Here is a 19,335-nt window from a genome sequence, read left to right on the forward strand (position 1 = left end):
AACCTCTTGAAAGACTAATTTATTAAGTGTAAAAACCACATTAATAAATTATGAAACGTATTAGGAAGTTTATATATTTACCAATAAAAAATTGAATATGCTAAACAGTTATAGTTCTGCAGATAAAGTCTTATTAGCAGTAGATTGTATCATTTTTGGATTCGACAATGAAGGGCTGAAAATCCTTTTGATCAAGAGAGATTTTGAACCTGAAAAGGGAAAATGGTCTTTGATTGGAGGTTTTTTAAAACGAGATGAAGTGTTGGATGATGCTGCGATCAGAATCTTAAATAAGTATACGGGTTTGAACGATATTTATATGGAGCAACTATACGCCTACAGCGAAATTGATCGTGATCCTGTAGAAAGAACCATTTCTGTTTCGTATTATGCTTTGATTAATATCGAAAATCATAATGCCGAGCTTATTAAAAATTATCACGCACAATGGTTTAGTATTGCAGACGCTCCAAATTTAATTTTTGACCACAACGAAATGGTACAGCAAGCCATAAGAAGATTGCGTTACAGAACTTCGATAAAACCAATTGGTTTTGAATTGCTGCCGGAAAAATTTACGATGCGTCAGTTGTTAGAATTATATGAAGCTATTTTAAGTAAAGAATTGGACAAACGTAATTTTATCAGCAAGATTAATTCTTTAGAAATTCTGAATAAACTAGATGAAAAAGATATGCAGTCTTCCCGAAAAGGATCTTACTTGTATACTTTTAATAAAGAAAAATACGAAGAAAAATTACTCAACGATTTTGTATTGAATTTGTAAAAATTGGTTGGGTCACGGGTTTTAACGGATTAAACTGATTTTCACTGATTTTTTTTATGGAGAACTCTAAAAATTCTCTCGCAGATTTAGCAGATTGGGCAGATTAAAACTTAGAAAAAAAATCTGCTAAATCTGCGAGATAAAAAAGATGAAAAATTATTACTTAGTTTCGTTCAGAAATAGGACGAATTAAAATTAAAAAATCTGTGTAAATCCGTATCATCCGCACCATCCGTGGGCTTATAATATTATAAAAAACAAAACCCTGAAAGCCACAAACTTTCAGGGTTTTTTCTTCAAAAAAACTACTATTAAAAACTAACAAATTATTATTTTAAGTTTTGGTCACGGATTTTAGACAAACAGATCTTTGCAGTTATTTTATTTATCAATTGAACTGGTATGATAAATTTTAATTGAGCTATCCATTAAATTTAAATCTGCTACAACCCATTTAATCCGTTTAATCCGTGGGCCAAAAAAGTCTTCTAATTAACTATTTCCTTTTTGATAATCAGCAAGGAAAGTGGCCAGACCAATATCCGTTAAAGGATGTTTCAATAAACCTTCGATGGCACTTAATGGTCCCGTAATAACATCTGATCCTATTTTTGCACAATTGATAATGTGCATTACATTACGAACAGAAGCAGCTAAAATCTGTGTTTCGTAACCGAAATTATCATAAATCAGCCTGATATCTTCAATCAGCACCATTCCGTCAGTCGATACATCATCTAAGCGGCCAATAAACGGCGACACATAAGTTGCTCCGGCTTTTGCAGCCAATAAAGCCTGACCTGCAGAAAATACCAAAGTACAATTGGTTCTGATTCCTTTATTCGAAAAATACCTGATCGCTTTTACACCATCTTTTATCATCGGGATTTTTACCACAATTTGCGGATGCAAAGCCGCCAGTTTTTCACCTTCGGCAATCATACCTTCAAAATTGGTCGAGATTACTTCGGCACTTACATCGCCATCTACCAATTCGCAAATTTTTATATAATGATCTAAAATATTCTGAGCTCCGGTAATTCCTTCTTTTGCCATTAACGAAGGATTTGTGGTTACACCATCTAAAACACCTAAATCATTGGCTTCTTTAATATCTTTTAAGTTTGCTGTATCAATAAAAAATTTCATGTCTTTCTTTTATTTTAATAAGTTGTAATTGTTATTTTCTAAATATTTCAGGATTTCTTTACGGGCATTTTCACTTGTAAATCCAAATTTCTGATCTAAAACAGATGCCGGGGCCGAATATCCGAAATGGTCTAAACCAAATACTTGTCCGTTATTGCCAACAAGATTTTCTAAGTTAACAGGAAGTCCGGCCGTAAGCCCAAAAACCAATGCATTTTTAGGGATAACGCTTTCCTGATATTCTGAAGACTGAGACCTGAAAAGTCCTTCTGAAATAATAGAAGCTACATTTATTTTTAATTTAAAATTTTGTTCCAGTTCATTAGCTGCCTCGATAAGTGTTGCTACTTCTGATCCGTTTGCTATTAAAGTAATATCAGGATTTTGATTTGCTTTTACCAGATAACCTCCTTTTTTTGCTTGAGAAGCTTCTTCAAATCTTGTGTTTCCGTTGGTTGGAAGATCCTTAATATCTTGTCTCGAAAGAATTAAACCTGTTGGTGTTTTTTTATTTTCTAATGCCATTTGCCAGGCCACAGAAGTTTCTACAGCATCTGCAGGGCGTAAAGCCAATAAACTCTGATCTCCGGAATGGTTTTTAATTTTCTCTAACAATCGAATTTGCGCTTCCTGCTCAATGGGCTGGTGCGTTGGTCCATCTTCGCCTACGCGGAAAGAATCATGTGTCCAGACATATTTTACCGGTAATTCCTGAATCGCAGCCAAACGAATTGCCGGTTTCATATAATCTGAAAACACAAAAAACGTTGCCACAACAGGAATAACTCCTCCATGAAGCGCGATTCCGTTGGCGATTGCTGCCATCGTTAATTCTGCAACACCAGCTTGAAGAAATCCTCCGCTAAAATTATTCTTTTGTAAAACCGATGATTTTTTAAGGAAACCATCTGTTTTATCGCTGTTCGATAAATCGGCAGAAGACACGATCATGTTCTCTACATTCTCGGCCAGATATCCTAAAACTGCCGCCGATGCATCGCGGGTTGCCGCATTTGCTTTTTGAGCAATTGTACTAAAATCTAATGCAGGTAAATCTCCGTTAAAAAACTGTTTTATCTTTTCGGCTAGTGTTGGGTTTTGTTTTTCCCAAGCTGAAATTTGTATTTTTCTGTTCGCCGCTTCTGCTGTTTTATTTTTTAAAATTGCTTCATAATGCGATTCAACTTCTTTATAAACAGCAAATGAATCTTCAGGATTTGCACCTAAATTGACTAATGTTTTTTCGAAATTGGCTTTTGTAGCTCCAATAGGTTTTCCGTGCAATTCGCATTGTCCTTCGTACATTGTTCCGTCGGCCGTTACGCATCCTTTTCCCATTATGGTACGCCCAATAATTAGAGTTGGTCTTTCTAATTCGGCGTGAGCGGCATTTAAGGCAGAACGAATGTGAGTATGATTATGACCATCGATAGTAATTACTTTCCAACCCCATGATTCGTATTTCATGGCCGTATTTTCGGTTGTAACCTCATCTGTCATCGATGAAAGCTGTACATCATTCGAATCATAAAACATGATGAAATTGTTCAGTCCTAAATGTCCTGCAATTCTTCCTGCTCCTTGCGAGATTTCTTCCTGAACGCCGCCATCTGTAATAAAACCGTATATTTTATGATCGAATAAATTTTCGAATCTTGCCGATAAAAATTTAGCCGCAATGGCAGCTCCAACGCCCATTGCATGACCCTGACCTAATGGTCCTGATGTATTTTCGATTCCTCTTTTTACATCAATTTCAGGATGTCCCGGAGTTACAGAACCCCATTGCCTGAAATTTTCAAGATCCGATTTTTCGTAATTGCCAAGTAAATGATATTGTGCATACATTAAAGCCGAAAGATGTCCCGCATCCATAAAAAAACGATCTCTAAAAATCCAGTTCATATCACTAGGATCGTATTTTAAATATTCAGAATAGAGAATGTGCATGAAATCTGCGCCTCCCATAGATCCTCCGGGATGACCGGAATTTGCTTTTTCGACCATCGAAATAGCCAAAGCTCTTATATTATCTGCTGATAATTGGTCTATTTTGTTATTCATTTCTAAGTGTAATTTCAAGTTGGTTGGTTTATTTAATAGCAGTTTTGTATTGTTTTTTACAGAATTTTAAAATAGAACGTATGCTATTTTTAAAAGTAAAAACAAAACAAATAATAAGTGTAAAATTTACATTTACAAATGTATATAAAATAACTCTACAAAAACAAAAAAATTGTTTCCTTATTTTTTTAATTAAAAAATTAGGGATTTAATATATTAAGTGTTCTAATTGTGAGATATTGATTTGTTACATAAAAAACAAACCATATTGGGAGATTGGAAATTGGATAGAGATGTCCCTACGGGGCATTTGCGTGGTGTGATAATTTAATCTGCTACCGACCTTTAACTCCTAACGGAGTTATTCAATTAGGATGAAATAATCGTGGAAAATAATATTGAATAAATTTTATACCAACGGCTACCAAAGACGACCAACCTTTAACTCCTAGAGGAGTTATCCAATAGAAATCTAAATAATTGGCGGAAACAATTCTTATAATTATGCGAAAAGAAATATCTCGTAGAGATTATATGTCGGTAGAAATACAATATCCTCCACATTCCAAGATGTCCCGTAGGGAATAAACCAATCAATTAAAATAACATTTTCTCTTTTTACAAAGAATTGCGCATCGTGAGAGATGATTTGTTTTCTATTTGTTCTTTCTTTCCTTTAAGGACCATATCGGCTAAAATTTTTCCCATTGTTTCAAAGTGAGTCGAAATTGTGGTAATTCCGTTGGCGACAATCTTTTTTAGCGGGGTTTCGTTATAGGATATAATGCCAAAATCAATTCCTAATTTCAGGTTTTTTTCTCTTGCTTTTTCGATTACGCGCACTAAATCACGATCATTTGGGATAATATATAAATCGCCCAGAATAATTTCGCGATCAGTAAATTCAGTGATGATTTCATATTCAAAATCATATTTGGTACAAAAAGCTTCAAACCCAATTTTCATTCCGAGTGGTTCTCTGAAACCGGGAAAAATAAGAATCAACTTTTCGTATTTACCCAGTCTCGACTTTCCTTTAAGCAGTCCTTCAAAAATATCTTTTTCATGATTTTGATAAATTGCGGGATACAATTTCAAATCAGGATTGGTCTGATCCAGTATGATTACTTCGCCTACTGGTAGGGTTTTTATCAATCTGGCTACATCGTTTAAGTTGGTGGGCATAATGATGTATTTTGTATAATTTCCGTTACTGTCGTTTATAAGCTTTTGAAAAACCGGAACATTAAAATGATGAAAGAAAATATCGACCTGAGCATTTTTTCCAATGTGTTGCAAAAACGAATTATAAATGTCTTCCTTAAAACTATTTAATTCATCAAATAATAAAAAAACCTTTTGTTTTATAGTGGTTTCAACGCTTTTTACATAATATCCTTTGCCAGGAATGGCGTAAATAATCCCTCTTTTTTTGAGTTCGTCGTATCCTAATAAAACAGTATCACGCGATAATGAAAAAGCCAGACAAACTTTATTTACAGAGGGAAGCCGGTCGCCTTTTACAAGTTTTTCTTCTTCGATTGCTTTTTCTATTGACAGAATTATCTGCTTATATTTTGGCAAACCAATGTTATTCTGAATCGAAATAATATTCATAAAAAAGGAAATTTTGGTGCAATATACAAAAAACTGGTAGGTACTGGTATGCAAACGTAAATAATGTTTCTATTTTTGGATTTCACTTTTGGCAAAAATAGTATGGAAATAAAACAAATATCGCATTTTCAAAACGGATCTGTATCTAAATCATTTGGTTTAATGCCTGATAAGGAAGAAATTCTTTCTTTTGAATTATCAAATAAAAACGGAATGAAAGTTCAGGTCATTAATTATGGTGCTACTGTAACTTCATTACAAATTCCGGTTTCAAATGGTCAGCTTGTTGATGTTGTTTTGGGTTTTGATACTTTAGAATCGTACCTAGCTTCGTATACTTTATCAGGTGCTCCTTATTTTGGAACGACTGTTGGCCGTTATGCAGGACGAATTAGTAAAGGTGTTTTCAAGTTAAATGATAAAACCTATCAGCTCAACATTAACAACAACGGAAATGCATTGCATGGCGGAAATGTTGGTTTTGGACAAAAAGTATGGAATGTTACCAATGTTACTTCCGGCAATAATCCGTCGATTACATTGAGTCTTTTGAGTGAAGATTTAGATGAAAATTTTCCGGGAGAATTACACGTTGATTTGACTTATACTTTGACCGAAGAAAACGAACTGAAGCTGGAATACAAAGCAACCACTACAGAAGATACGGTTATCAACTTAACGCATCATAGTTATTTTAACCTTGATGGTCATGACGGGAATGTTCTGGATCAGACTATGTTTATTGATGCCGAAAAAATGTTAGAAACAGATTCAGATAATATTCCTAGCGGAAATTTTACGGCTCTTGCTGATCATGATTTCGATTTTAGAACTACAAAAAAATGTCCTGCTATTATTGACAATTCGTTTGTAATTGAAGCTACAAATAATGCTGCTGCAAAATTATACAGTGCTAAAAACAACTTGCAAATGAGTGTTTATACGGATCAGCCAAGCGTACATGTATATGTTGGCGGCAAATGTTCTGATGCCTTAACAGGGAAAGAAAATACAAAATATCATGCGTCAAGCGGAATTTGTTTTGAAACTCAAAATTTTCCGGATGCACCCAATCAGCAACATTTTCCAAATTCGGTTTTGAAAAAAGGCGAAGAATACCATCAAACAACGGTTTATAAATTCGAAACTATAAACTAATATTATTTAAAGAAAAGTTCAAAAATTACAAGATAATACCCTTTCAATTACATCATAATGAATGACATTTTAGTACAGAACACCACTGCTTTTTTTGAGAAATCTTTTGGATCAGCTCCTCAAAAAGTAGTACTTTCTCCAGGAAGAATCAACATCATTGGGGAACATATTGATTATAATGACGGTTATGTTTTACCCGCTGCCATAGACAAAGTAATTTGTTTTGCTTTTGCGAAAAACGATACCAAAAAATCGCGAATAGTTGCCATCGATTTAGACGAGGATTTTGAAATTGATCTGACTCAGAAAATCACATTAAGCGATGTGGTCTGGACCAATTACATCCGAGGCGTTATCAAACAATTGCAGGATAACGGATTTGTGTTTGAAGGTTTCAACTGTGTTTTTAGCAGTAATATTCCTGTGGGTTCCGGTTTATCTTCTTCTGCGGCTTTAGAATGCGGAACGATTTTCGGAATCGCGGCACTTTTCGATCTAAAAATTGAAAAAGTTGACATTTCTTTATTAGGACAAAAAGCAGAACACTGGGTAGGTATCAATTGTGGTATCATGGATCAGTTTTCGAGCGTTCACGGTCTTGAAAATAAAGTGATTAAACTAGATTGTAATACACTTGATTTTGAATATCACAATGCTGATTTTAAAGATTACTCTTTAGTGTTATTTGATAGTAATGTAAAACACTCGCTTTTTACATCTGAATACAATAACCGAAGAATTGAGTGCGAACAAGGATTGGCTATTATTAAAGAAAATTTCCCTGCAATAAAAAGCTTCAGAGATTGTACTGAAGAACAGCTTTTGAGCATTCAGGATAAAATAAGTGAAACTGTTTTTAAAAGAGTGCACTTTGTTGTAAAAGAAATTAACCGCGTAATTAAAGCTTGTGAAGCTTTGGATAACGGAAATATAGAACTTTTAGGACAATTGCTTTTTGAAACCCATTATGGTTTATCGCAAGAATATGAGGTAAGTTGTGCCGAGCTGGATATGCTTGTAGATACTGCAAAAGCTGATGATGCAATTATTGGTTCCCGATTAATGGGCGGCGGTTTTGGCGGCTGCACTATCAATTTGATTAAAAAAGGTCATGAAAATGAGGTAAAAAGTAAGTTTTCAAATCTTTATTTAGATACATTTGGGATTGAATTAAAATTTTATGATGTAAAAATCTCAAACGGAACAACACTACTTTAATACCACAAGAATTACAATGAAAAATTTTGACATTAACGAAGATCCACACAGACGTTTTAATCCCTTAATTAATGAATGGGTTTTAGTATCACCTCATCGTGCAAAACGCCCGTGGCAAGGACAAAATGAAACTATTTCAACTGAAGCATTACCTAAATATGACCCAACTTGTTATTTGTGTCCGGGAAATGTTCGTGCTAACGGATTAAATAACCCGAATTACGAAAGCAGTTTTGTATTCGAAAATGATTTTGCTGCCATGAAGCAGGACGAAATTATTTTTGAAGAAGATATCAAACATACTTTCTTTAAAGCAAAACCGGAACAGGGAATTTCGAGAGTGGTTTGTTTTTCACCACGACACGATCTTACGTTACCGGAAATGGAAATTGACGGGATCGAAAATATTATCAGAACCTGGCAAAAAGAATACACTGATTTAGGAAACATAAAATACATCAATCACGTTCAGATTTTTGAAAATAAAGGAAGCGTGATGGGCTGCAGTAACCCACACCCGCATGGACAAATCTGGGCGCAATCGTCATTGCCAACTCAGGTGGAAAAAACACAAAACAGCCTGAAATCTTATTTCGATAAAAACAACAGAACACTTCTTGAAGATTACCTGCAAGCCGAATTGAAAAGCGGAGAACGTATTGTAATCGAGAATGATCACTTCGTGGCGTTAGTTCCGTTTTGGGCAATCTGGCCTTACGAAACTATGATCATCAGCAAAAGAGCTCTTAATAAAATTACTGATTTTACAGCTGAAGAAGTGAAGGCGTTCGCTACAATTTTAAAACAATTAACGATTAAGTACGACAATTTATTTAGTACTTCATTCCCCTATTCATCAGGAATTCACCAGTCACCAACAGATGGTTTAGACCATCCTGAATGGCATTTCCACATGCATTTTTATCCGCCATTATTGCGTTCGGCAACAGTTAAAAAATTCATGGTTGGATATGAAATGTTAGGCGAATCGCAGCGTGATATTACACCTGAAAAAAGTGCCGAAATTTTAAGACAACAATCTGATGTGCATTATAAATCGGCTGGCAAATAAGGTCTAAAAGTCCATTTATAATAAAGTCATTTTAAAATTTAACACAATAATTAATTTATAAATGTAAAAAACACATTTGTAAATGCTGTATTTATAATTATTTATTTTACTTTTGGCTTCGTTCTTATTTTAATAAAAAAATAACAGAATAAAAACACATATCACATTTTAAACCAAATTAAACAAACAATCACCTATACTAATTTTTAAAATACTACTAACAATGAACCAGAACCTCGCTTTCGCAGATTATGCGGTTTTTATTATTTATTTTATCGTAGTTTCTGCCTACGGTTATACGGTTTACCGCAAACGTAAACAAGACGAACAAGATGCTAAGGCTTACTTTTTGGCCGAAGGAAACTTAACCTGGTGGGCTATTGGAGCATCTTTAATTGCCTCAAATATTTCAGCTGAACAGTTCATCGGGATGAGCGGTGAAGGTTTCTTTTTAGGAATCGCTGTTGCAGCTTACGAGTGGCTTGCTGCTATTGCTTTGATTATTGTAGCAGTTTGGTTCATTCCTGTATATCTTAAAAATAAGATTTACACGATGCCTCAATTCTTAAAAACACGTTACAACGAATCTACTGCATTGATTATGGCGGTTTTCTGGTTGTTTTTATATGTATTTGTAAACTTAACTTCTATCCTTTATTTAGGAGCTGTTGCTATTAATGGTTTAGCCGGTGGAGAATACCTGCACGTGATCATGATAGGTTTAGCAGTATTCGCATTATTCATTTCTTTAGGAGGTATGAAAGTGGTTGCTTATACAGATGTTATTCAGGTTGCAGTTTTGATCATTGGTGGTTTGGTAACTTCATATATCGCCCTTACAACTGTTGGACAATATTTTGGAGTAGGTGAAAATGCTATTGCCGGTTTCAAAGTTTTAATGAGAGAAGCTCCTGAGCATTTCAAAATGATTATTCCAAAACCAACTGCAAATTCTTCTCAGCTTGAAATTGATAAATATTTAACTTTCCCTGGTTTGATGTCTTACCTTGCCGGTATCTGGATCATTAACTTAAACTACTGGGGTTGTAACCAATACATCACACAAAGAGCTCTTGGTGCTGATTTACAAACGGCTCGTACAGGTATTTTATTTGCAGGTATGCTAAAATTATTAATGCCATTAATCGTAATGTTACCTGGTATTGCTGCTTATGTACTTTACGTAAACGGGCATTTACCTCAATTAGTTGGAGGAAAAGACGGAGCTTATTCTGCTGTATTGACTTTCTTGCCAACAGGATTAAAAGGACTTTCTGTAGCGGCTTTAACTGCTGCAATCGTAGCTTCATTAGCCGGAAAAGTAAACAGTATCTCGACTATTTATACTTTAGATATTCATAAAAAATACATCCAGAAAGATGCTGGCGAAAAACAACAAGTAAACATTGGTAGAATTGCCGTTTTTGCCGCAATGCTTTTAGCTGTTTTATTTACATGGAATGATATCTTAGGAATTGGCGGAGTTGGTGGATTTACCTACATCCAAAAATATACAGGATTCATTAGCCCAGGTGTATTTGCGATGTTCTTCCTTGGTATGTTCTGGAAAAGAACAACTGGAACTGCAGCAATTGTAGGTGTAATTTTAGGATTTGTTTTATCTGTATTATTCAACGAATATGCTCCAATGTTATTTGGAAACGAAACTTTACTATACACAGCTTATCCTAACGGAAAAGGTGCATTCGAAATTCCTTTCCATATTTGTATGGGATTATCATTCTTCTTTACAATGTTAGCGATGATTGCAATCAGTTTTGCAGGTCCAAAAGTAAATCCTAAAGCGTTTGAAATCGATGCTGAAATGTTTAAAGTAAAACCACAAACTACAGTTTTAATCGTAATTACATTATTAGTGATTGTAGCTTTATACGTTAAGTTCTGGTAAAATAGAACGTTTTAATTCTCTCTATTTTTATAGCTGTTGTCGTAAAGGCAACAGCTATAAAATTATAAACTAGTTTGTATTTTTCATCTTTAAATAAAAACAACATGCAACTATCCCTTACCAATAAAATTATCATAGTAACAGGCGGTGCAAAAGGAATTGGGCTTGGCATTTGTAATGTATTAGCAGGCGAAGGCGCCACCCCTTTTATTGTTGGCCGAAATGAAGAAGACAATAATAAAGCAGTAAACGAAATTAAAGCTTCAGGGAAAGAAGCGTTTCAGGTTGTTGCCGACTTAACAAAACCGGAAGACTGTAAAAAAGCAATTGAAGCTGTTATCAAACAATGCGGCAGAATTGACGGATTAGTCAACAATGCCGGCGTAAATGACGGAGTTGGTTTGGAAAAAGGAAACTATGAAGACTTTGTTGCCTCTTTGCATAAAAATTTAATTCATTATTATCTAATGGCACAACATGCTTTGCCTTATTTAATTGAATCTAAAGGAGCGATAGTGAATATTGGCTCAAAAACTGCCGAAACCGGACAAGGAGGAACTTCTGCTTATGCGGCTTCAAACGGAGGACGAAATGCCTTAACCAGAGAATGGGCTGTCGAATTATTAAAATATAGTATTCGTGTAAATGCGGTTGTAGTAGCAGAATGCTTCACGCCTCTTTATGAAACCTGGATTAATACTTTCGAAAATAAAGAAGAAAAACTGGCCGCTATCACAAAAAATATTCCTTTCGAAAACAGAATGACAACGGTAGATGAAATTGCCAATATGGTGGTTTTTCTTTTATCCGAAAGATCGAGTCACACTACAGGACAAATTATTTATGTTGATGGAGGTTACACTCATTTAGACCGTTCGATTTAAACCAAATCACTATAGATTTGAAGTCCATAGGTTTTATTAGAGACTTAAAGTCCGTTAGGTTAGAAAACATAATTTCAACCACAAATTGCGCAAATTCACACAAACTAATTCGTGAAAATTTGTGGAATTTGTGGTTATTTTTTTTGGAGCCAATAAAAATTAATTTACCTAAACACTAGCGCTCTTTTTAAATTCGCTGGGTGTCATTCCCATAAATTTTTTAAACAGTTTATTAAAGTTAGAGGCCGTTTTATAGCCGCATTCATAGGCGATCTCAGACATGCTCAAATCGGTTTCTAATAAAAACTTGCAAGCCTTTGAAACCCTGATTTCGTTTAAATATTCTACAAAACTTTTCTTTGTTTTTAGTTTAAACATTCTACAGAAAGAAGTGGGTGTCATATTAGCAATTGCGGCAATTTCAATCAGGACAATATCTTTTTTATAATTTTCATTTACATACTGAAAAACTTCCGAAAGTCTGTCTTTCTTAGAATCTTTATGTGCCGTAGAATAAGCTTCATTATTGATATAAACCCGATCCTGACTTTCTGAAAGCATTGATAAAATTTCGAAAAGACCAATAATCACTTCAAAATCTTTTTTCAGGATAAGCTTTTCTAATTTTTTAGCGATCTGTTTATTTGTTTTTCCAATAATCGAAATTCCCTTTCCTGCCTGAAAAAACAACTCGTTTATTTTTTGTGTTTCTTTTAATTCGTAAAAAGCAGGTCCAAAAATATCTTTGCTAAAATAGACCACAATTGCATTTGCTTTTAAAGTCGAAATTCCCTGATAATACATTTCATCATTCAGCCAAACATGCGGAAGATCTGATCCCAGAAAAACCATATCGCCCGGCTCAAAAGGCATAACCGAATTACCAATGATACGCTTTCCAAAACTCTCTTTTACATAAACCAATTCCAGTTCAGGATGTGAATGAAACGGCGATTGAAAAAACGATTCCTCACGGTTAAGAACCGAAACGGTCGAATTGGTGTAAGATGTTATTTTAGTTTGCTCTAATTTCATGAAGACAAAGATAATTAAAGATTAAACAAGGATAATATCGGATTATTAAATAAGCTTTAAAAATTATAATTTTAAATTTTATTAAACACAAAAATAATCCCAAAAAATTATGAAAGAAGCCGTTTTTACAGAGTCTGATTCTAATGTAAAGGTCAAAACTTCAAAAAAATGGTTATTGCCCTATATTTTAGTAACAAGCTTGTTTTTCTTTTGGGGATTTGTTCATAATCTGGATCCTATTTTAATTCCGCATTTGCGAAAAGCGTTCAATCTAACAGACTTTGAATCTTCGCTTGTAGACTCCTCTGTTTTTATCGCTTATTTCGCCATGGCATTGCCCGCGGGTTATATCATGAGAAAATACGGCTACAAATCAGGCATTCTTGTTGGGCTGCTTTTTTTCGGGATTGGTTCTGTTTTATTTGTTCCCGCAGCAAACTCACTCGAATACAGTTATTTTCTGGGAGCATTATTTATCATTGCCTGCGGATTGACCTTTTTAGAAACCGCAGCAAATCCGTATGTTACCATTTTAGGACCGCCGGAAACCGCTACACAACGACTTAATTTTGCACAATCCTTTAATGGTCTTGCCGCGTATATTGCACCCGCGTATATTGGTCCGCTAATTTTATCCAACAAAACCTTATCGGCTGCAGAAGCAAACGCAATGTCAGATGCCCAAATGCATGCTTATGTAGTAGCCGAAGCCGCCAGTGTAAAAATGCCGTACTTAACTTTAGGATTAATTATTTTAGTCATAACAGTCATTTTCTATTTTACACCCATGCCCGATGTAAAAGAAAAATCAACAACAGAAACCAGCAGTTTTAAAGAAGCTTTTAAATCCATAAAATTAAAATGGGGAATTTTAGCGCAGTTTTTCTATGTTGGCGCTCAGGTTTGCGTAGGTAGCTTTTTTATAAAAATGGCCACAACATCGGCTAATTTATCGGAATCATCCGCAGCTAAATATTTGGGACTTTTTGGATTGTTTTTCATGATTGGACGTTTTGCAGGAACCTATTTCATGAAATTTGTCGAACCAAAAAAACTATTATTTCTGTATTCTTTTATTAATGTCATCCTTTGCATCATAGCCATTTTAGGCAGCGGAATGTTAGTGGTTTATACTCTAATAGCTATCGCATTTTTTATGAGTATCATGTTCCCTACTATTTTCTCGATGGGAATCGACGGACTTGCCCATAACACAAAAATAGGATCTTCCTTAATCGTAATGTCTATTGTGGGCGGCGCAATCCTGCCACCAATTTTAGGTGCCATCTCAGATCATACCGGAAGCATTCAGAACGGATACATTGTTCCTTTAATTTCATTTTTAATAATTGCCCTTTTTGCTTACAAAGGACAACAACAAACCAGACAATAAAACAATATCATGCCCGAGAATAAAACAAAAAAGCAAGTCGTAAAACTGCATCCAGACGATAATGTACTGGTCGCTTTATCTGACTTGCAAAAAGGAGAAAGCATCACTTTTGAAGCTGAAACATTCGTTCTGCAAGACCTCATCAAAGCAAAACATAAATTCTACACCCAGGATATGATCAAGGGGCAAGAAGTAATTATGTATGGCGTTCTGGTAGGAAAAGTACAAAATGACATCAGCAAAGGAAGCCTGATGACCACCGAAAATTTAAAACACGCAGCCGATCCTTACGCTTACAGAAATGCCTCTTACGAATGGCAGGCTCCGGATGTTTCTAAATATAAAATCAAAACGTTTAAAGGTTATAAACGAAATGACGGTCGGGTTGGAACTGCCAATTACTGGCTTTTTGTTCCAACTGTTTTTTGTGAAAACAGAAATTTAGATGTCATTAAAGAAGCGCTTCATAATCAGCTAGGTTATGCCGTGAGTGACAAATACAATCAGTATACACAGGAATTATTACAGGGTTACCTCAACGGAGAAGATATTGAAAGCATCAATATTGAACTCAATCCAACACCAAAAAACAATCGTGTTTTTGAAAATGTCGACGGAATAAAATTTTTAAATCATCAGGGTGGTTGTGGCGGTACACGTCAGGACTCTGCCACTTTGAGTGCTTTACTGGCCTCATACGCCAACCATCCAAACGTAGGCGGAATAACGTTATTGAGTTTAGGATGTCAGCATTTGCAAGTGCAGGATTTTGTAAATGATGTAAAAAAACAAAATCCTCAATTCGACAAACCTTTATTGATTTTCGAACAACAGCAAGCCGAAAGCGAAGAAGCTTTAATTACAAACGCCATCAAAAAAACATTTGAAGGTTTAATAGAAATTAACAAATACGAAAGAACAGATGCTCCTTTAAGCGAATTATGCATTGGTGTAAAATGCGGTGGAAGTGACGGTTTCAGCGGAGTATCAGCAAATCCAGCTGTTGGTTACACTTCTGATTTGGTTGTCGCTTTGGGCGGAAAAATTCTTTTAGCCGAATTTCCCGAATTATGCGGTGCCGAACAGAATTTAATTGACCGTTGCATTACTAAAGAAACTGCCGAAAAATTTATTGATTTAATGGAATCCTATGATGCTTTGGCACATAAAGTAGGTTCCGGTTTTCATATGAATCCTTCTCCGGGAAATATAAAAGATGGCTTAATAACAGATGCTATAAAAAGTGCCGGTGCTGCCAAAAAAGGAGGGACATCGCCCGTTGTTGATGTTTTAGATTATACTGAATTAGTAACCAAATCAGGATTAAGTCTGGTTTGCACGCCCGGAAATGATGTAGAAGCTACAACCGGAAAAGCAGCTTCAGGCGCTACCTTGATTTTATTTACCACAGGATTAGGAACCCCAACAGGAAACCCGGTTTGTCCTGTAATAAAAGTAGCAACGAACTCCGTTCTGGCAACAAAAATGAGCGATATTATCGATATTGATTGCGGCCCAATTATCAGTGGTGAAAAATCGATAGAAGAAATGGGCGAAGAAATTCTGGACTATTGCATCAAAGCAGCCAGTGGAGAAATTATTCCGAAAGCGGTACAATTGAATCAGGATGATTTTATTCCGTGGAAACGAGGCGTATCTTTATAAAATCCAATCAAAAAAATAACTTTTAATTTAAGTCAAATGTTTTCATTAAAAAATAAAAAAGCAATTATCACTGGAGGCGGAAGCGGAATTGGAAGAGCCATTTCTGTTTTGTTTGCCAAGCAAGGAGCCGAAGTTCATGTTTTAGAACTGACTCTGGAAAGTGCAAAAAATACCGTCGAAGAAATAGAATCAAACGGAGGAATTGTTTTTGCTCATGCCTGTGATGTTGCCAATCATCAGGAAGTAAAAGCTACTTTCGAAAAAATAGGAGCTGTTCATATTTTAGTAAACAATGCAGGAATTGCTCACGTTGGTAAAGTAGACACCACCTCTGAATCTGATTTTGACCGCATCATGAATGTTAATTTAAAAGGCGTTTACAATTGTCTGCATGCATCAATCCCGGCACTAAAAAATGCTGGCGGAGGAGTTATTTTAAACCTGGCTTCTATTGCCTGCTGGGTCGGAATTCCGGATAGATTTGCCTATTCTACAGCAAAAGGCGCAGTTATGGCCATGACATTATCTGTAGCAAAAGATTACTTAAAAGAAAATATCAGATGCAATTCGATATCTCCCGCAAGAGTACATACACCATTTGTTGACGGATTTATTTCGAAAAATTATCCGGGACAAGAAACCGAAATATTCGAAAAATTATCCCAGTCACAACCTATTGGCCGTATGGGGAAACCGGAAGAAATAGCAATGCTTGCTTTGTTTCTTTGCAGCGATGAATCTTCCTTTATTACCGGCTCTGATTACCCTATTGATGGCGGTTTTATCAAACTGAACAATTAAAAAACGACTTTTATAGTTATAAAAATATAATACGATTAAAAAAAAGAGAACATGAAACTAATACGATTTGGAGAAGCTGGTCAGGAAAAACCAGGAGTCTTAATAAATGACAAACGAATAGATGTTTCGTCTATAGTAACTGATTATAACGAAGCTTTTTTTGAAAATGACGGTCTTGCAAAATTACAAGAAGCCTTAAAAAACAGCACTTCATTTCCTGAAGTAAGCAACGATATCCGATTGGGTTCGCCAGTGGCACGACCATCAAAAATTATATGTATTGGATTGAATTATGTAGATCATTGCGAAGAAACTGGCGCTGCAATTCCGGAAGAACCAATTATTTTCTTTAAATCGACAACTTCGCTATGCGGACCAAATGATAATTTAATCATTCCTAAAAACAGCGACAAAACCGACTGGGAAGTAGAACTTGCTTTTGTTGTAGGTAAAAAAGCCAGTTATGTTGCCGAAGAAGATGCGCTGGATTATCTTGCCGGTTATTGTTTATTGAATGATTATAGCGAAAGAGCTTTTCAGATCGAGCGCGGTGGACAATGGGCGAAAGGAAAAGGATGTGATACATTTGCTCCCCTTGGACCAATTTTGGCAACTGCGGATGAAATTGAAGATGTCAACAATTTATCCATGTGGCTTACTGTAAATGGTAAAAAATTCCAGAACAGTAATACTTCTAATTTGATTTTTAAAATTCCGTTTTTGATTCATTATTTAAGTCAGTTCATGACACTTTTACCGGGCGATGTTGTAAGTACGGGAACGCCTCCTGGTGTTGGTCTGGGTATAAAACCAGACCCTGTTTACATCAAAGCGGGAGACGTAATCGAATTAAGTATTGAAGGATTAGGCACAAGTAAACAAGTTGCCGTAGCTTATTAAAAAATTGCTTTTTACAAATTAATCTGTAAAAATGAAAATCGACAGCCACCAACATTTTTGGAAATATGACCCTGTAAAAGAAGCCTGGATTACTCCTGAAATGGCGGTTATACAAAAGGATTTCCTGCCTCAGGATGTAGAACCTCTTTTAAGCCAAAACAACTTTGACGGTTGTATTGCGGTTCAGGCAGATCAAAGCGAAAAAGAAACTCATTTTCTGCTCCAATTGACCAGTGAAAATGAGTTCATAAAAGCTGTTGTTGGCTGGGTAGATTTTAAAGATCCTAATATTGAAGAACGTTTAGAATATTTTTCAGGTTTTAAAAAACTAAAAGGATTCCGGCATATTTTTCAGGCAGAAACAAATCCTGAATTTATGCTGCAAAAAGATTTTTGCAACGGAATCGACAAATTAACAAAGTATAATTTTACATATGATATTTTAATTGGTTCTCAGCAATGGCCATTTGTAGCAGAATTTATAAATAAGTTTCCAGAACAACATTTTGTAATTGATCATTTGGCAAAACCGGATTTTAAGAAAAGTGATTTCACCGCATTTGAAAAAATGGTTCGCGTTATTGCGAAAAACCCAAACGTATTTTGCAAAGTTTCGGGCTTAGTTACAGAAGCGCATTGGCACAACTGGAAACCCGAAGATTTTAAAACCGCGCTGGACATTGTTACAGAAAACTTCTCGATAAACCGTTTAATGTTTGGAAGCGATTGGCCTGTTTGTTTATTGTCTGCAAATTATCCTGAAGTAATTGCCTTAATGGAAAACTATTTTTCATCGTTTTCTGTTATGGATCAAAATGCTTTTTGGGGAAATAACGCCTTGAGTTTTTATAATTTAGAAGTATAGTTTTTACTTAATATTTATTTTTTGAAGAATGAAAGACCGTCTGTAAAGGATGATCTTTTTTTTGGTTCTAATATTATCAAGTTTATTATTATTAATAATTAACAGGAAAAATATTGTTTTTAGTTGTTTATTTTTATCTATATTTAACCGCTTTAATTGTTAAAAAATTAATTAAAAAAAATGAAAAAACTAGCATTTGCATTGTTCCTTATCTCTGGAGTTGTATTTTCTCAAGACATGAAAATCGTTCAGGGAAATTTTGATTTTCTGAAAGACCAAAAACAAATCAACACCGAATTTGATTATAGTAATTTTACTATGATGAAAGAAAATAAACCCGAAGCACAATATGTTGAAGAGCACAAAGCTGATTTAGATAAAAAAGCAAAAGGAAACGGAAATCTTTGGTACAAAAGATGGGCCGTTGCAAAAGAGCAAATCTGGACGCCAAAATTTTTAGAGATAGGAAATATTGTAATGACAAAAGCCGGAAAAGAAGTAAATTTTCAGGAAGAATTAAATACTCCTTATACTTTAATTGTACAAACAGTATGGATTTACCCAGGCTGGGATGCAGGAATTATGAAACAGCCTGCAAAAGTTACAACTAACTTAAAATTTGTTGAAACTGCCAACAAATCTAATGTTCTATTAGAAATCACAAGTGAAGAAGCACCTGGAGATCAATGGGGAAGTAATTTTAATAATGAAACCCGAATTGGAGAAGGTTACGCCAAAACAGCAAAATCACTGTCTAAGCTTTTATTAAAAAAAGCATTCAAATAAAATATTCCTACAGAATATTTTTTATAAAAAAA

The 19,335-nt window shown here is 35.0% G+C and carries 16 protein-coding genes; 12 read left to right on the forward strand and 4 right to left on the reverse strand.

The annotated features are described in order from the left end of the window. The first annotated feature begins 97 nt into the window (after positions 1-97). The gene (locus tag FLP_RS22300) at positions 98-787 is read left to right on the forward strand and encodes an NUDIX hydrolase (RefSeq protein WP_065451695.1); all 690 of its coding nucleotides are present in this window, start codon (positions 98-100) and stop codon (positions 785-787) included. A 492-nt stretch (positions 788-1,279) separates the two neighbouring features. On the opposite strand, the gene fsa is transcribed toward FLP_RS22300, so the two are convergent. From fsa to FLP_RS22315, 3 genes are all read right to left on the reverse strand, one after another. Then, on the reverse strand, positions 1,280-1,936 hold the full coding sequence (gene fsa / locus FLP_RS22305; protein WP_065451696.1) for a fructose-6-phosphate aldolase: 657 nt from the start codon (positions 1,934-1,936) through the stop codon (positions 1,280-1,282). A 9-nt stretch (positions 1,937-1,945) separates the two neighbouring features. Beyond that, positions 1,946-4,000 (reverse strand): transketolase family protein, encoded by a 2,055-nt coding sequence (locus FLP_RS22310; protein WP_065451697.1) that lies wholly within the window; start codon positions 3,998-4,000, stop codon positions 1,946-1,948. A gap of 618 nt (positions 4,001-4,618) precedes the next feature. After that, the gene (locus FLP_RS22315; protein ID WP_065451698.1) at positions 4,619-5,617 is read right to left on the reverse strand and encodes a GntR family transcriptional regulator; all 999 of its coding nucleotides are present in this window, start codon (positions 5,615-5,617) and stop codon (positions 4,619-4,621) included. Between the two features lie 102 nt (positions 5,618-5,719). On the opposite strand from FLP_RS22315, the gene FLP_RS22320 reads away from it, so the two are divergent. From FLP_RS22320 to FLP_RS22340, 5 genes are all read left to right on the forward strand, one after another. Continuing rightward, the gene (locus tag FLP_RS22320) at positions 5,720-6,775 is read left to right on the forward strand and encodes an aldose epimerase family protein (RefSeq protein WP_065451699.1); all 1,056 of its coding nucleotides are present in this window, start codon (positions 5,720-5,722) and stop codon (positions 6,773-6,775) included. A 57-nt stretch (positions 6,776-6,832) separates the two neighbouring features. Then, complete coding sequence (galK, locus tag FLP_RS22325) at positions 6,833-7,993, forward strand: galactokinase (RefSeq protein WP_065451700.1); 1,161 nt, start codon at positions 6,833-6,835, stop codon at positions 7,991-7,993. A gap of 16 nt (positions 7,994-8,009) precedes the next feature. After that, on the forward strand, positions 8,010-9,065 hold the full coding sequence (locus FLP_RS22330) for a UDP-glucose--hexose-1-phosphate uridylyltransferase (RefSeq protein ID WP_065451701.1): 1,056 nt from the start codon (positions 8,010-8,012) through the stop codon (positions 9,063-9,065). Between the two features lie 223 nt (positions 9,066-9,288). After that, on the forward strand, positions 9,289-10,974 hold the full coding sequence (locus FLP_RS22335) for a sodium/sugar symporter (protein ID WP_065451702.1): 1,686 nt from the start codon (positions 9,289-9,291) through the stop codon (positions 10,972-10,974). Positions 10,975-11,078: 104 nt separating this feature from the next. Continuing rightward, entirely contained in the window at positions 11,079-11,858 is a 780-nt protein-coding gene (locus tag FLP_RS22340; protein ID WP_065451703.1) for an L-fucose dehydrogenase, read from the forward strand. A gap of 168 nt (positions 11,859-12,026) precedes the next feature. On the opposite strand, the gene FLP_RS22345 is transcribed toward FLP_RS22340, so the two are convergent. Then, complete coding sequence (locus FLP_RS22345; protein WP_065451704.1) at positions 12,027-12,893, reverse strand: AraC family transcriptional regulator; 867 nt, start codon at positions 12,891-12,893, stop codon at positions 12,027-12,029. A gap of 109 nt (positions 12,894-13,002) precedes the next feature. On the opposite strand from FLP_RS22345, the gene fucP reads away from it, so the two are divergent. The 6 genes from fucP to FLP_RS22375 all read left to right on the forward strand — a co-directional run bounded on the left by fucP (position 13,003) and on the right by FLP_RS22375 (position 19,303). Then, the gene (fucP, locus tag FLP_RS22350) at positions 13,003-14,286 is read left to right on the forward strand and encodes an L-fucose:H+ symporter permease (protein ID WP_065451705.1); all 1,284 of its coding nucleotides are present in this window, start codon (positions 13,003-13,005) and stop codon (positions 14,284-14,286) included. Between the two features lie 9 nt (positions 14,287-14,295). After that, positions 14,296-15,951: a UxaA family hydrolase gene (locus tag FLP_RS22355; RefSeq protein ID WP_065451706.1), complete on the forward strand. Its 1,656-nt coding sequence runs from the start codon at positions 14,296-14,298 to the stop codon at positions 15,949-15,951. A 36-nt stretch (positions 15,952-15,987) separates the two neighbouring features. Next, entirely contained in the window at positions 15,988-16,752 is a 765-nt protein-coding gene (locus FLP_RS22360) for an SDR family NAD(P)-dependent oxidoreductase (protein WP_065451707.1), read from the forward strand. 51 nt (positions 16,753-16,803) lie between these two features. Next, positions 16,804-17,652, forward strand: coding sequence for a fumarylacetoacetate hydrolase family protein (locus FLP_RS22365; RefSeq protein ID WP_065451708.1), 849 nt, complete (start codon positions 16,804-16,806; stop codon positions 17,650-17,652). A gap of 31 nt (positions 17,653-17,683) precedes the next feature. Next, positions 17,684-18,517 carry an amidohydrolase family protein gene (locus tag FLP_RS22370; protein WP_065451709.1) on the forward strand — a complete coding sequence of 278 codons (834 nt, stop codon included), beginning with the start codon at positions 17,684-17,686 and terminating at the stop codon, positions 18,515-18,517. A 180-nt stretch (positions 18,518-18,697) separates the two neighbouring features. After that, positions 18,698-19,303, forward strand: coding sequence for a hypothetical protein (locus tag FLP_RS22375; RefSeq protein WP_065451710.1), 606 nt, complete (start codon positions 18,698-18,700; stop codon positions 19,301-19,303). Positions 19,304-19,335 lie beyond the last annotated feature (32 nt).

Origin of the sequence: Flavobacterium piscis, assembly GCF_001686925.1 — a bacterium.
GTDB lineage: Bacteria > Bacteroidota > Bacteroidia > Flavobacteriales > Flavobacteriaceae > Flavobacterium > Flavobacterium piscis.